The organism is Nocardioides sp. AN3 (assembly GCF_054653495.1).
This window is the reverse complement of record NZ_BAAIGC010000003.1, coordinates 134,667-147,241: the sequence shown is the minus strand read 5'-3', so window position 1 is coordinate 147,241 and position 12,575 is coordinate 134,667. Positions and strand designations below refer to the sequence as shown.

The 12,575-nt window shown below is 71.4% G+C and carries 14 protein-coding genes, 1 tRNA gene and 1 pseudogene; 9 read left to right on the top strand and 7 right to left on the bottom strand.

All coding sequences use genetic code 11. The annotated features are described in order from the left end of the window. Positions 1-108: 108 nt before the first annotated feature. Positions 109-185: transfer RNA gene (locus ACYQ1K_RS05170), tRNA-Pro, on the bottom strand. A 66-nt stretch (positions 186-251) separates the two neighbouring features. Beyond that, a complete protein-coding gene (locus ACYQ1K_RS05165; RefSeq protein WP_459981740.1) occupies positions 252-1,208 on the bottom strand; it encodes a metallophosphoesterase in 957 nt (318 codons plus the stop codon). A 17-nt stretch (positions 1,209-1,225) separates the two neighbouring features. Between ACYQ1K_RS05165 and ACYQ1K_RS05160 the strand changes: the two genes are divergently transcribed. Continuing rightward, entirely contained in the window at positions 1,226-1,693 is a 468-nt protein-coding gene (locus ACYQ1K_RS05160) for a GatB/YqeY domain-containing protein (RefSeq protein ID WP_459981739.1), read from the top strand. 30 nt (positions 1,694-1,723) lie between these two features. Here the strand turns inward: ACYQ1K_RS05160 and ACYQ1K_RS05155 are convergent, their stop codons facing one another. After that, positions 1,724-4,129, bottom strand: coding sequence for a penicillin-binding protein (locus tag ACYQ1K_RS05155; RefSeq protein ID WP_459981738.1), 2,406 nt, complete (start codon positions 4,127-4,129; stop codon positions 1,724-1,726). Between the two features lie 219 nt (positions 4,130-4,348). On the opposite strand from ACYQ1K_RS05155, the gene ACYQ1K_RS05150 reads away from it, so the two are divergent. Continuing rightward, complete coding sequence (locus ACYQ1K_RS05150) at positions 4,349-4,627, top strand: WhiB family transcriptional regulator (protein ID WP_459981737.1); 279 nt, start codon at positions 4,349-4,351, stop codon at positions 4,625-4,627. Positions 4,628-4,653: 26 nt separating this feature from the next. On the opposite strand, the gene bagB is transcribed toward ACYQ1K_RS05150, so the two are convergent. Both bagB and bagA read right to left on the bottom strand, forming a co-directional pair. Then, the gene (gene bagB / locus ACYQ1K_RS05145) at positions 4,654-5,808 is read right to left on the bottom strand and encodes an ArsA family ATPase (RefSeq protein WP_459981736.1); all 1,155 of its coding nucleotides are present in this window, start codon (positions 5,806-5,808) and stop codon (positions 4,654-4,656) included. Continuing rightward, positions 5,805-6,821 carry an ATPase BagA gene (bagA, locus tag ACYQ1K_RS05140; protein ID WP_459981735.1) on the bottom strand — a complete coding sequence of 339 codons (1,017 nt, stop codon included), beginning with the start codon at positions 6,819-6,821 and terminating at the stop codon, positions 5,805-5,807. Before bagA ends, bagB begins: the two co-directional genes overlap by 4 nt. Between bagA and ACYQ1K_RS05135 the strand changes: the two are divergent. The 3 genes and pseudogenes from ACYQ1K_RS05135 to ACYQ1K_RS05125 form a co-directional block, all read left to right on the top strand. Next, a pseudogene (locus ACYQ1K_RS05135) lies at positions 6,820-7,128 on the top strand (VOC family protein); the annotation flags it as partial. The gene bagA and the pseudogene ACYQ1K_RS05135 sit on opposite strands and share 2 nt — an antisense overlap. A gap of 64 nt (positions 7,129-7,192) precedes the next feature. Then, the gene (locus ACYQ1K_RS05130; RefSeq protein WP_459981910.1) at positions 7,193-7,567 is read left to right on the top strand and encodes a VOC family protein; all 375 of its coding nucleotides are present in this window, start codon (positions 7,193-7,195) and stop codon (positions 7,565-7,567) included. Further along, positions 7,564-8,199: a YdeI/OmpD-associated family protein gene (locus ACYQ1K_RS05125; RefSeq protein ID WP_488199514.1), complete on the top strand. Its 636-nt coding sequence runs from the start codon at positions 7,564-7,566 to the stop codon at positions 8,197-8,199. Before ACYQ1K_RS05130 ends, ACYQ1K_RS05125 begins: the two co-directional genes overlap by 4 nt. On the opposite strand, the gene ACYQ1K_RS05120 is transcribed toward ACYQ1K_RS05125, so the two are convergent. Further along, the gene (locus ACYQ1K_RS05120; protein WP_459981733.1) at positions 8,189-9,046 is read right to left on the bottom strand and encodes a maleylpyruvate isomerase family mycothiol-dependent enzyme; all 858 of its coding nucleotides are present in this window, start codon (positions 9,044-9,046) and stop codon (positions 8,189-8,191) included. The genes ACYQ1K_RS05125 and ACYQ1K_RS05120 overlap by 11 nt on opposite strands. A 43-nt stretch (positions 9,047-9,089) precedes the next feature. On the opposite strand from ACYQ1K_RS05120, the gene sp36 reads away from it, so the two are divergent. The 4 genes from sp36 (at position 9,090) to ACYQ1K_RS05100 (ending at position 11,189) form a co-directional block, all read left to right on the top strand. Beyond that, on the top strand, positions 9,090-9,242 hold the full coding sequence (sp36, locus tag ACYQ1K_RS05115; protein ID WP_139230050.1) for a Sp36 family protein: 153 nt from the start codon (positions 9,090-9,092) through the stop codon (positions 9,240-9,242). After that, positions 9,242-9,700 carry a RidA family protein gene (locus ACYQ1K_RS05110; protein WP_459981732.1) on the top strand — a complete coding sequence of 153 codons (459 nt, stop codon included), beginning with the start codon at positions 9,242-9,244 and terminating at the stop codon, positions 9,698-9,700. The genes sp36 and ACYQ1K_RS05110 overlap by 1 nt, the downstream gene beginning before the upstream one ends. Then, positions 9,697-10,389 carry an NUDIX hydrolase gene (locus ACYQ1K_RS05105; RefSeq protein ID WP_459981731.1) on the top strand — a complete coding sequence of 231 codons (693 nt, stop codon included), beginning with the start codon at positions 9,697-9,699 and terminating at the stop codon, positions 10,387-10,389. The genes ACYQ1K_RS05110 and ACYQ1K_RS05105 overlap by 4 nt, the downstream gene beginning before the upstream one ends. A 74-nt stretch (positions 10,390-10,463) precedes the next feature. Then, a complete protein-coding gene (locus ACYQ1K_RS05100) occupies positions 10,464-11,189 on the top strand; it encodes an MBL fold metallo-hydrolase (RefSeq protein WP_459981908.1) in 726 nt (241 codons plus the stop codon). A gap of 213 nt (positions 11,190-11,402) precedes the next feature. Here the strand turns inward: ACYQ1K_RS05100 and ACYQ1K_RS05095 are convergent, their stop codons facing one another. Continuing rightward, complete coding sequence (locus ACYQ1K_RS05095) at positions 11,403-12,575, bottom strand: MarP family serine protease (RefSeq protein ID WP_459981730.1); 1,173 nt, start codon at positions 12,573-12,575, stop codon at positions 11,403-11,405.

The window sequence follows — 12,575 nt, the reverse complement described above, 5'->3', positions numbered from 1 at the left end:
GACGTCGCTGAGCCGACCCGACCCGGCTCAATGTGGTGAGTTTCTGGTACACCGATCAAGTCTCAAATGCCTTCAGGCGTGGAAACCGGTGGTCTCCACGCCTGAATCTGGTCGGGGTGACAGGATTTGAACCTGCGGCCTCTTCGTCCCGAACGAAGCGCGCTACCAAGCTGCGCCACACCCCGAGTCTGCGAGCGTCCCGCCACGCGGCGGAGGCTCACAAGCAGGGGAGCATACCGGAGCCTGAAGCGTCACCTGTAATCGGCATCGACCAGCGTGAGCAGGGTCGCCTCCGGGCGGCAGGCGACCCGGATCCGGGCGTACGGCGACGTGCCCAACCCGGCCGAGACGTGCAGCCACGCCGACCCGAGCTCGCCCGGCACCGAGTCGGCGGGATGCCGATGCAGGCCGCGGGCGCGCGCGGCGTCGAGGTCGCAGTTGGTGGTCAGGGCCCGGCCGCTCGGCAGGCACACCTGGCCCCCGTGCGTGTGGCCGGCCAGGATGGCGTCGTAGCCGTCGCGGGCGAAGGCGTCGAGCACCCGCAGGTACGGAGCGTGCGCGACGCCGAGCCGCAGGTCGGCGCGCAGGTCGGCCGGACCGTCGATGTCGCCGAGCCGGTCGTAGCCCAGATGCGGATCGTCGACGCCGGCGAAGGCGATCGACAAGTCGCCGACCTGCACGGCCGCCCGCCTGTTGCTGAGATCGACCCAGCCCGCGGAGCCGAGCGTCGTGATCAGGTCACGCCACGGCAGCTGCGGCACGTTGATGTGCCGCTTGCCGGTGTCCGGCAGCACGTAGCGGAACGGGTTGCGGGGACGGGGGGAGAAGTAGTCGTTCGAGCCGAGGACGAAGACCCCGGGCACCTCCAGCAGCGGCCCCAAGGCCTCGGCCAGCACCGGGACGGAGTGCCGGTGCGCGATGTTGTCGCCGGTGTTGACCACGAGGTCGGGGCGCAGGAGGGCGAGGGAGCTGAGCCACTCGACCTTGCGCTGCTGGCTCGGCACGAGGTGGATGTCGGACAGGTGCAGGACGCGCAGGGGATCGGCCCCGGCGGGCAGGACCGGCACGGTGACCCGACGCAGGGTGTACTGCCGCGCCTCCCACAGCGCGTACGCCGTCAGTCCCGCTCCGGCGAGCAGGCCCGTCGCGGCCGTCGTACCCAAGGTGCGGCTGATGCTGCGTCCGGTCTCGGGGGAGGCGAGGGGCATGGCGCAAGGCTGCCACAATGGCCCACATGGGTTTGAAGGAGCAGCTGCGCAGTGACCTCACGACCGCCATGAAGGCGCGCGACGGTGTGCGGTCCTCGACGCTGCGGATGGTGCTGACCGCCATCACGAACGCGGAGGTCGCCGGCACGGAGTCGCGCGAGCTCTCCGACGACGAGATCATCGGCGTCCTCACGAGCGAGGCCAAGAAGCGCCGCGAGGCCGCGACGGCGTTCGCCGAGGGCGGCCGGCAGGAGAGCGCCGACAAGGAGCAGGCCGAGGCGGCGGTGATCGCCGACTATCTGCCCGAGCAGCTCTCCGAGGCAGAGATCGCCGACCTGGTCACGGCCGCGATCGCGCAGGTCGGGGCGGCCGGCGAGGGGATGCGCGCCATGGGCAAGGTCATGGGCGTCGTCCAGCCCCAGGTGCGCGGTCGGGCCGACGGCGCCGCCGTCGCCGCGGAGGTACGCCGCCAGCTGGGCGCCTGAGCCGCGAGACGGAGCGTCCGCTCGGGCGGGTCAGTGGCGACCCCGGCCGTTGCCCAACCCGTGGCCGTTGCCGTTCCCGAACGGGAAGGTGGTCTGCGGGTTCCCCCCGCCGCCACCGCGGTGCTTCTTGCCCGACGGCTTCTTCTTCGGCTGGGGGCCGGCCGACGGGTAGATCGTGATGGGGCTGCCCTTGGCCGCTTTGCCCGACGGACTGCTGTAGGCGACGGTGCCGACGGCGTAGCCGGAGTAGACCTTGCCGCCGACGTTCACCTTGAAGCCGGCCCGGTGCAGGGTGTCCTTCGCCTGGCTGATCGACATGCCGCCCACGAAGGGGACACCGACCTGGATGCCGGCGATCACGCTCGGGTCGGGCTTGACGAAGTCCTCGTTCGGCAGCCACTGCTGGATGACGTGCATCGCGTCGCCCCACATCGGGCCCGCCGTGGTCGAGCCGTGTGCCGTGACGACGTACCCGCCCTTGAGGTGCTGGCCGTTCAGGGTGATCCAGTGGCCCAGCGAGTTGGCTCCGGCGATCATGGACGCGGTTGCCAGGGTGGGGGTGTAGCCGTCGTACCAGACGGTCATGTTGCTGTCGATGGTGCCGGTCTTCGCGGCGCTCGGGATGTTCAGCCCGAGCCCTGCGTCGCCGCCGAAGCCGCCCGGCTCCTGGACCCCGCGGAGGATGTCGTTGACCGCGTCGGCGGTGCCCTGGGCCATCACCTGCTGGCACGACTTGGGGTACTGCTTGACCGGCTTCCCGTCGGCGCCGTCGATCTCGGTGACCGGGCGCGAGTTGCAGTGCAGGCCGCGGGCGGCCACCGTCGCGTACGCCCCCGCCATCTCGAGCGGGCTCACGCTCGGGACGCCGAGCGTGAAGGTCGGAACCCGCTCCGCGTGCGGCCCGGTGGGGTTGGTGAGCTCCACGCCCATGGACTGGGCCAGCTTGTAGGGGTTGCACAGCCCGGTGATCTCCTCGAGCTGCGCGAAGAAGGTGTTCACCGACTCGCGGGTGCCGGAGTAGGCGTCCATCATGCCGCTCGTCGTCGAGTTGTGCACCGGCCACACCCCGACCCGGTTGCCGTCTCCGGGGCAGCCGCGGTAGTTAGCCTCGGGGATCGTCTTCTGCGCGGGTGAGTTGATCTTCTGGTGCAGCGGGAAGCCGTTGTACTCGATCGCGGAGGCCAGCACGAACAGCTTGAACGTCGACCCGGCCTGGAACCCGTTCGAGTCGCCGTAGTCCTGCGGCACGACGTAGTTGAGGTAGGTCTCACCCTTCTTCTTGTTGCTCCCCATCGGGCGCGACTGGGCCAGCCCCTTCACGTTGCCCGTGCCCGGCTCGACCATCGCCAGCGCCCCGATCGCCTGGTCGGTGGGGGCCACGTGGGCGGCCACCGACTTGTCGGCCGCCTGCTGGAAGCGCATGTCGAGCGTCGTCTTGATGGTCAGACCGCTCGACTGGAGATACTCCATCCGCTCCTTGTCGCTCTTGCCCGGCAGTTGGCCGTTCTTGAGCAGCCAGCTGACGACGAAGTCGCAGAAGAACGGCGCCGTCGAGTTCACGCAGCCGTTGCGGGCGGGCTGCACGTCGAGCCCGAGGGGGGACGCCTTTGCCTGGGTTGCCTGCTGGGGGGTGATGACGTGCAGCTGCGCCATGCGGTCGAGCACGACGTTGCGGCGGGCGATGGCCCGGTCGGGTGAGTTCGTCGGGTCGTAGCCCGTCGGGTTCTTCACCAGGCCGGCCAGGGTCGCCGCCTGCGTCAGCGAGAGGTTGTTGGCGTTGACGTTGAAGTAGTGCTTCGCGGCCGCCTGGACGCCGTACGCCCCGTCGCCGTAATAGGCGGCGTTGAGGTAGCGCTCGAGGATCCAGTCCTTGGTGTGCGCCTGCTCCAGGGCGATGGCGTAGCGCAGCTCCTTGATCTTGCGCGCGTAGGAGTCCTCGGTGGCCGCCTTGCGCTCGGCGGCCGTCTTCGCCTGCTGCTGCAGCGTGATCTTCACCAGCTGCTGGGTGATCGACGAGCCGCCCTGGACCACACCGCTGTTGGCCTGGTTGGTGACGAACGCGCGCAGCGTGCCCTTCAGGTCGAGGGCGCCGTGCTGGTAGAAGCGGTAGTCCTCGATGGCGACCTGTGCCTGCACCATGTTGCGCGAGATCTGGCTCAGCGGGCGGTTGATGCGGTTCTCGTCGTACAGCGTCGTGATGAGCTTGCCGTTGCTGTCGACGATCCGCGTGCGCTGAGCGAGGTCGCCGGTCTCCAGGGTCGCGGGCAGGTCGTCCATGCTCCGGGCGACGTTGCGCGCACCGATGCCGGCGATGCCTGCGAACGGGATCGCGAGCCCCGCGACGACCACGCCGAGCACGGCGGCGACGACCAGCATCACGCCCAGATGCGGCAGCAGACGAGAGGCCGGGAGGCGATCGGTGCGGGGGCTTGGCATGGCGCCTAGGTTACGTGACCCCACTAGCAGATCCGGCTTCGCGGCGACGTCCCCCCGCGCGGATATGACTCGAGATGACTAGTCACAACGGACCATGGAACTTGGGTCGAATGAGTCTGGCTGCCCGCTACGGCGCGTTTTACGTTTGCTACTCGGGAAATGAGTCGGTGTCGTCGTCGTGGGGACCGCGGGGCCGATTTCGGGACATTGGGGACACATATGTGGGTTGAGGACTGGGCGCCGAAGGCCGCCTGCCGGGCACAGGAGCCGGACCAGCTCTTCGTTCGAGGAGCCGAGCAGAACAAGGCCAAGCAGGTCTGCGCCGGATGCCCGGTGCGAACGGAGTGCCTCGCTGAGGCGCTCGACAACCAGATCGAGTGGGGCGTCTGGGGCGGTATGACCGAGCGCGAGCGGCGTGCGCTGCTGCGTCGCCGGCCGAACTCGTCCTGGCGCACCGTGCTCGAGGCGGCGCGCACCAAGGAAGGCGTCGAGGTCTGAGCCTCGCCTCGCCTCCGCGGTCGCCTCTACGAGGGGGCGGCCAGGAGGCGGCCGACGGTCCGCAGGCCGTCCAGGTCGTGGACGTCGCCGGCCAGGGCCGGTACGACGGCCGTCGGCACTCGCGGATGCGCCGCCGCGAACCGCGCTCGCAGCTGACGCTCACGCTCGACCAGCCGCACGCGGTCGGCGTGCAGCCGCAGTAGGCCGGCCGTGAGCCCGTCGTCGCTGGACCCGCGGAGCCGCTCGGCCGCGGCGAGAGCGCCCGCCGCCGAGAGGTCGCCCGGCGGTGCGGTCGTCGCACGGTTCACGATGAGTCCCGCCAGCGGCATCTCGTCGCCACTGAGGCGCTCGACGAAGTACGCCGCCTCCCGCAGCGCGTCCTGCTCGGGCGCCGCCACGACGAGGAACGCGGTGCCGCTGGCCTGCAGCAGGGCGTAGGTCTCCTGGGCCCGCTGGCGGAACCCGCCGAAGACGGTGTCGAGCGCGGCGACGAACGTCTGCAGGTCCTGGAGGACCTGCCCGCCCAGGACCTTGGTCAGGGTGTGGGTGACGATGCCGAACCCGGCGCTCATCAGCTTCGCCGGCCCGCGCGCCGGCGCGAGCATCAGACGGATGAAGCGGCCGTCGAGGAAGCTCGAGAGGCGGTCCGGCGCGTCGAGGAAGTCCAGCGCGCTGCGACTGGGCGGCGTGTCCACGACGATGAGGTCGTAGGTCTGTTCGCGGTGCAGCTGACCGAGCTTCTCCATGGCCATGTACTCCTGGGTGCCGGCGAACGAGCTCGACAGGGCGATGTAGAAGGGGTTCTCCAGGATCTGCTGCGCCTTCTCCGGGCTCGCCTGGGCCAGCACGACCTCGTCGAACGTGCGCTTCATGTCGAGCATCATCGCGTCGAGGCTGCCGCTCGCCTCGAGCCGGACCGGCCGAGGCGTGTTGTCGAGCTGCTCGATGCCCATGCTCTGCGCCAGCCGGCGCGCGGGGTCGATGGTGAGCACGACGACTTTGCGGCCGCGCTCGGCCGCCCGCAGCGCCAGCGAGGCGCTTGTCGTGGTCTTGCCGACGCCGCCGGACCCGCAGCACACGATGATCCCGGTGCTGGGGTCGTCGAGGAGCCGGTCGATGTCGAGCGGCGGTGCGGACGACGGCTCGGCCGCGAGCGGCCCGACCCGGGGGACCGGCCTCATGCCAGGCCCTCCTTCTTGAGGATCGCCGCCAGCTCGTAGAGACCGCCCAGGTCCACGCCGCTCACCAGCCGGGGCAGCTCGTAGGACGGCACGGGGCCCGCGGAGGTGAGCAGTGCGCCGACGACGGCGCGCTGGGCGTCCTCGAGCGCGCGCCGCTCGGCGTGCTCGCCCGCCTCCGTGACCAGCGCGTCCACCAGCTCGTCGGAGGCCTCCACGCCCGCGCGGGCGAGGTCGCGGGCGACACCGACCCGGTCGAGGGCGCCGGCGCGGGCCGCGGCGAGCTCGCCGCGGTCGAGGTCCTGGGCTCGGACATGGTTGACCACCACGGCGCCGACGGGCAGGCGGGCGCGTGCGAGATCGGCGATGCCGTCGGCCGTCTCCTGGACGGGCATCTCCTCCAGCAGGGTGACCAGGTGGACCGCCGTATGCGGGGAGCGGAACAGCGTCATCATGGTGTCCGCCTGGTGCTTGATGGGCCCGACCTTCGCCAGCCCGGCCACCTGGTCGCTCACGTTGAGGAACTGGGTGATCCGCCCGGTCGGCGGCGCGTCGAGCACCACGGCGTCGTACTGTCGGGCGCCCTTGTTGCGGCTGTTGCGCTGGACCGCCTCGAAGACCTTGCCGGTGAGCAGGACGTCGCGCAGCCCGGGCGCGATGGTGGTCGCGAACTCGACGACGCCGAAGCGGTCGAGCGCCTTCCCGGCGCGGCCGAGCTTGTAGTACATCGCCAGATACTCGAGCAGGGCGGCCTCGGCGTCGATGTGGAGGGCGTAGACGCTGCCGGGGCGGACCTCGTCGAGGGCCAGGCCGGTGGCGATGCGCGTCTCGGCATAGGGGAGCGGGTCGACGTCGAACATGCGGGCGATGCCCTGGCGCCCCTCCACCTCGCAGAGCAGGACGTTCTTGCCGTGGCTGGCGAGCCCGAGCGCGAGGGCGGCGGCGACGGTGGACTTGCCGGTGCCGCCCTTGCCGGTCACCACGTGCAGCCGCACACGAGACCAGTCGGGGGACATGGAAGCGACTCTAGCCAGACTGTCGGCGCCTGCGTCTAGGTTGGACCGCATGGCACTCGCCTCCTTCAAGGACCTCTGCATCGACGCGGTCGATCCGAGCGTGCTCGGAGGGTTCTGGGCCGCCGTGCTCGGCCTGGAGCCGACCCGACTGGACGGCGGCGAGCTGCGGCTCGACGGCGCGACACCGGCCCACGCCGTCTGGGTGAACCGTGTCCCCGAGCCGGTGACCGTCAAGCAGCGCGTGCATCTCGACGTCCACGCCGGCTCCGTCGAGGACGTGGTGGGGCTGGGCGCGACGCCCTTCGACCTGGAGTCGTTCCGATGGAAGGTGGTCAAGGACCCCGAGGGCGGGGAGCTCTGCGTGTTCGAGCGTGAGGAGGTGCCGTCCTACCGGCTCTACGAGGTGGTGGTCGACGCGCGCGAGCCGGAGCGGATCGCCACCTGGTGGGCGGACGTCCTGGGAGGCCGGGTGGAGCACGAGGGGGAGTGGTCCTCGGTCGTGGGGATCGCGGGCGCGCCGTTCGAGGCGATCGTGTTCGGGTCGGGTGCCGGAGCCCAAGACCGTCAAGAACCGGATCCACTGGGACCTCGACGTCGCGGACCTCGAGCTGCTGACCGGCGACGGCGCCACGGTGCTGCGGGCGCCCGACGACGAGATCTCCTGGACGGTGATGGCCGACCCCGAGGGCAACGAGTTCTGCGCGTTCACCGAGGCGCCGGCCGAGGCTGGGGGCGGATCGACGTGACGCTGTCCGGGATCGAGCTCCTGCTCGCCGATGCCGCGGCCTGGCGTGCGTGGCTGGCCGAGCACCACGACACCGTGCCGGCGGTGTGGCTGGTCCTCACGAAGAAGGGTGGCAACGTCACCGCGCTCGACTACGCGGGGGCGCTCGACGAGGCCTTGTGCTTCGGCTGGATCGACGGGCAGACGCGCCGGCGCGACGACGAGTCGATGTTCCAGCGGTGGACGCCGCGCACCTCACGCAGCCGGTGGTCGCTCATCAACATCGGCCACGTCGAGCGGCTCTCCGCCGAGGGGCGGATGACGCCGGCCGGCTGGGCGGCGGTCGAGGCCGCGAAGGCCGACGGTCGGTGGGAGGCGGCGTATGCCGGCTCAGCGACCGCGCAGACGCCTCCCGACCTGCTGGCCGCCGTGGCCGCCAACCCGGACGCGCAGGCGATGTTCGACGTGCTGACCTCGCAGAACCGCTACGCGCTCTACCACCGGCTGACGGCGATCAAGACCGAGGAGACGCGCGCCCGCCGGGTGGAGGAGTACGTCGCGATGCTGGCGCGCGGCGAGACGATCCACCCACAGAAGCGTCGGCCGGTCTCGCCCTCGACTGGCGCGCCGGCTGCCCCGCCCGCTACGGAGTGACCGCCAAGCCCGCGACGACGCGTCGGCCGAGCTCCTGGTCACCATCGATCTCCACGGTGCTGGGGACGCCGTCGGGGTCGGTGCCTCCGCGGCCGCCCGCGAGCCGGATGAAGGTCTCGCGGCCCATCCGCAGCGTCACGGTCGGGTCGTCCGGGATGGTGTCGAGCCGACGTCCGCGACCGTCGTCGGCGACGCCGAACGCGACGGGCTCGCTGCCCTCGACCATGACGGTCAGCGTCGTGCCGGGCGCTGCGCCGGCGCGCTTGACCAACACGTAGCCGAGACTCTCCAGCAGATAGGCGACCGTGTGGTCCGCCGCGAGGGAGTCGAGGCCCCCGGGCCGGCCGACCGCTCGGCGTACGTCCTGCTCGTGCATAAAGAGGTCGAGCGGCCGGTTGCGCAGCAGCGTGACGGTGCTCCACCCGATCGCGCCGAAGACACCCGGCGCCGGGGCGTCCGGGTCGGTCGGCGGGCTCGCCGTCAGCGTCTCGCGCCGCGCGGCCGTGTAGCGACGGATCTCCTCCACGATCGCCGCGGCTGCGGTGTCGCGACGGGTCAGGACGCCGACCTCGGTGAACTGCCCCATCGGTCCTCGGATGTGCTCGGCCTCGCCGACCTCGGCCCGCTCGCGCGGCGCGCCTGCGAGCACGCCCTCGAGGTGGGCGACGTGGGAGACGACCGCCTTGACGTCCCAGCCGGGGAGCTCGGTCGGCCTGCCCCAGTCGGCGTCGGCCAGCGAGCCCGCCAGGTCCGCGAAGCGTTCGGCGGCGTCCCACCAGACGGTGACGTAGTCGGCGAGGCGCGCGGTCTCCGCGGTGTCGACTGTCCGCGCTGTGGGCTCGGTCATGCGACGGACCCTACCGATCGACCGGCACAGTAGGGTGCGAGCCATGACCAAGTGGGAGTACCAGGTCGCCCCGATCCTCAACCACGTCGCGGGGCAGATCCTCAACAACTTCGGACAGGACGGCTGGGAGCTCGTGACCATCACCGACAACGGCTCCGGCAACCTGGTCGGCTACTTCAAGCGGCCGGTGGAGTGATGGCGACCCCCGAGGAGGCGCTGGCCGAGCTCGGCTTCACCGTCCCGGACGTCGTCCCGCCCGTCGCCGTCTACGTCCCGGCTGTGCGGACCGGCAACTACGTCTTCACCTCGGGTCAGCTGCCGATGCGCGGTGGTGAGCTCATCACGACCGGCAAGGTCGGCGGCGAGGTGTCCGCCGAGGAGGCCTACGAGTGCGCCCAGCAGTGCGCGCTCAACGCGATCGCGGCGGTGAAGGCCGAGATCGGCGACCTGTCGCTGGTCAAGCGGGTCGTCAAGGTCGTCGCCTTCGTGGCGTCGACGCCCGACTTCACCGGTCAGCCGGGCGTCGCCAACGGCGCCTCCGAGCTGCTCGGCAAGGCGTTCGGCGACGCAGGCGTGCATGCGCGCTCGGCCGTCGCGGCACCGGTGCTGCCGCTGGACGCGCCGGTCGAGGTGGAGATCATCGTCGAGCTGTGAGGCACGTCCCCCTTCCTTCCCGGCTGCTCGCGACGGCGCGGGAGTACGCCGCCGGCGAGCGCGTGCCCGTCGAGCCGCGCGACGCCGCGACCGTCCTGCTGCTGCGCGACGGTGCGGATGGTCCCGAGGTCTATGTCATGGTGCGCCACCGAGGCATGGCCTTCGCCGGCGGCATGGTCGCGTTCCCCGGAGGCGGGGTCGAGCCGACGGACGCGGCCGACCTGCCGCCCGACTGGCCCGATCGGCTGGGCGCATCGCCCGCCGAAGCCGCGGCGGTCGTGGGAGCAGCGCTGCGGGAGGTCGAGGAGGAGACGGGAGTCGTCCTCGGGCTCGACGACCTCGGGCTGTGGGACGCGTGGACGACGCCGGAGTTCGAGCCGCGTCGCTATCGCACGTGGTTCTTCGTCGCTCGGATGCCCGCCGGGCAGGAGGCCCGCGAGCTGTCGACCGAGTCGGCGTCGGTTCATTGGACCTCCCCTGCCGCCGCGCTCGCTCGCGTCGAGTCAGGGGAGTGGAGCATGCTGCCGCCGACGTACCTCTCGATCCGGCGGCTCGGCACCTTCGACTCGGTCCAGCACGTGATTGATGTCGCGCGTGAGGCGAGGGTGGAGATGTTCACTCCGCGAGTCGAGGGCGAGGCGATGACCGTGCCGCAGTGGGCGACCGTCCTGTTCGGGGATGCGCTGTGAGCGAGCCGGCCCGCTGGGCGGGAGGGTCGTTCGGTGAGCGGGGGGCCTGCGTGCTCGCCCCGAACCCCGGGATCATGACGCTCGACGGCACCAACACGTGGGTGCTGCGTGAGCCGGGAGCGCGTCGCTCCGTCGTCATCGACCCCGGCCCCTCAGACGTGGCGCACCTCGACGCGGTCGCCGAGGCGGCCGGCGACGTCGCCGTCGTGCTCCTCACGCACCATCACCACGACCACTCCGAGGCGGCCCGCGAGTTCGCGGAGCGGGTCGGCGCCGGCGTACGGGCTCTCGACCCGGCGTACCGCCTCGGCTCCGAAGGGCTCGTCGACGGCGACGTCGTCGAGGTCGACGGGCTCGAGATCCGGGTCGTCGGCACGCCCGGGCACACCGGGGACTCGCTGTGCTTCGTCCTGCCCGGAGACGGCGCGGTGCTCACCGGCGACACCGTGCTGGGGCGTGGGACCACGGTCGTCGCGCATCCGGATGGTCAGCTCGGGGCGTACCTGGACTCGCTCGACCGCCTGCATGCCGTTGCGGAGGCTCATGAGCTCTCCACGATCTGGCCCGGTCACGGCCCCGTCATCCCCGACGCGCTGGCGGTCCTCGACTACTACATCGCGCACCGGCGCGATCGCCTCGAGCAGATGCGGTCCGCCCTGGAGACCCTGGATGCGCCCCCGTCCGCGGCGGATCCGCGGGCGGTGGTCGAGATTGTGTACGCCGACGTCGACCCCGTCCTCTGGGGCGCCGCCGAGCTCTCCGTCCGGGCCCAGCTGGCGTATCTTTCCGGGACGTCCTGACGCCGAGCGGGCGCAGATGACCGGCTGACTCCCGCCGAGCGGGCGCAGATGACCGGCTGACTCCCGCTGAACGGTCGCAGATGACTGGCTGACTCGCGCTGAACGGGCGCAGATGACTGGCTGGCGTGGTCATCTGCGCCCGCTCGGCGTGCCGGGCGTGGTCATCTGCGCCCGCTCGGCGTGCCGGGCGCGGTCATCTGCGTCCGCTCGGCGTCAGGCGCAGCCGCCGGTCGACACGCTGGACGTGCGACCGACGCCGGCGGTCGCCAGGGCGTGCACCTGCTCGGCGGTGAGGGCGTAGCCGGTGTCGCGGTCGGTGACCGAGGCGGCGAAGACGACCCCGACGACCTGGCCGTCGGAGTCCACGATGGGGCCGCCGGAGTTGCCGGGTCGGATCAGCCCGCGCAACGAGAAGACGCTGCGGATGACGGTGCCGTTGCCGTAGATGTCGGGTGACCTCAGCCGCTGCTCGGACCGGATCCGGCCGGGCTCGAGGTCGAACGGACCGTCCTGGGGATAGCCGAGGATCGCCACGCCCTCCTGCGGCTTCGCGGTCGTGTCGAACTGCAGCGGCGTGGCGCTGCCGCTGTCGAGCTCGATGACGGCGATGTCGGCGCCGGGGTCGAAGAGCACGACCTTGCCGGTCACGTCGTCGTTGCCGACTTCGACGGTCGGTCGGGTGATGCCGGCCACCACGTGCGCGTTGGTCATGAGATAGCCGGGCGCGTAGAGGAACCCGCTGCCCTCGACGCCGCGACCGCACGAGTTGGTCCCGTGGATCTTGAAGACGCTCCTGCCGGCACGGATGACGTCGGGATCCTTGCGGAGCCGCTCGGGACCGACCCCGACCCTGACGATCCGCTCGGGCGCGAACGGCTCGAGGTAGCGGGGGAAGAACGACGTGCCGACGACGGTGTTGAAGTGGTCGAGCAGACCGCTGGCGCCGGCCGGCATGACGCGGTTGACCTTCGCCAGCACCGCCGAGTCGCGCACGGCGTTGGAGAGCCCGGAGATGCGCGAGCCGGAGACCGCGACGCCCAGCGCCCAGGCCACGAGGAGCACGGCCGCGGCGGACAGGGCGGCACCACCGACCGCGTCGACGAAGCGCACGGGCTGCCAGCGGATGCGGTCGCGCACCTTCGCACCGGCGAACTGCAGGATGCCCTGCCCCAAGGAGGCGGCCAGGATGACGATGAAGAGCGCGCCCAGGGAGACCCAGACCGAGGGCGAGGCGTCACCGAGCGCCTTCGGGGCGAGCCACACGCCGACGAGGCCGCCGAGAAGCAGGCCGCCGGTCGCGAAGGCGCCGGTGATGAAGCCCTGCCAGTAGCCCGAGAGGGCATAGGCGAGGACCAGGGCGACCAGCACCCAGTCGATCCAGTTCAC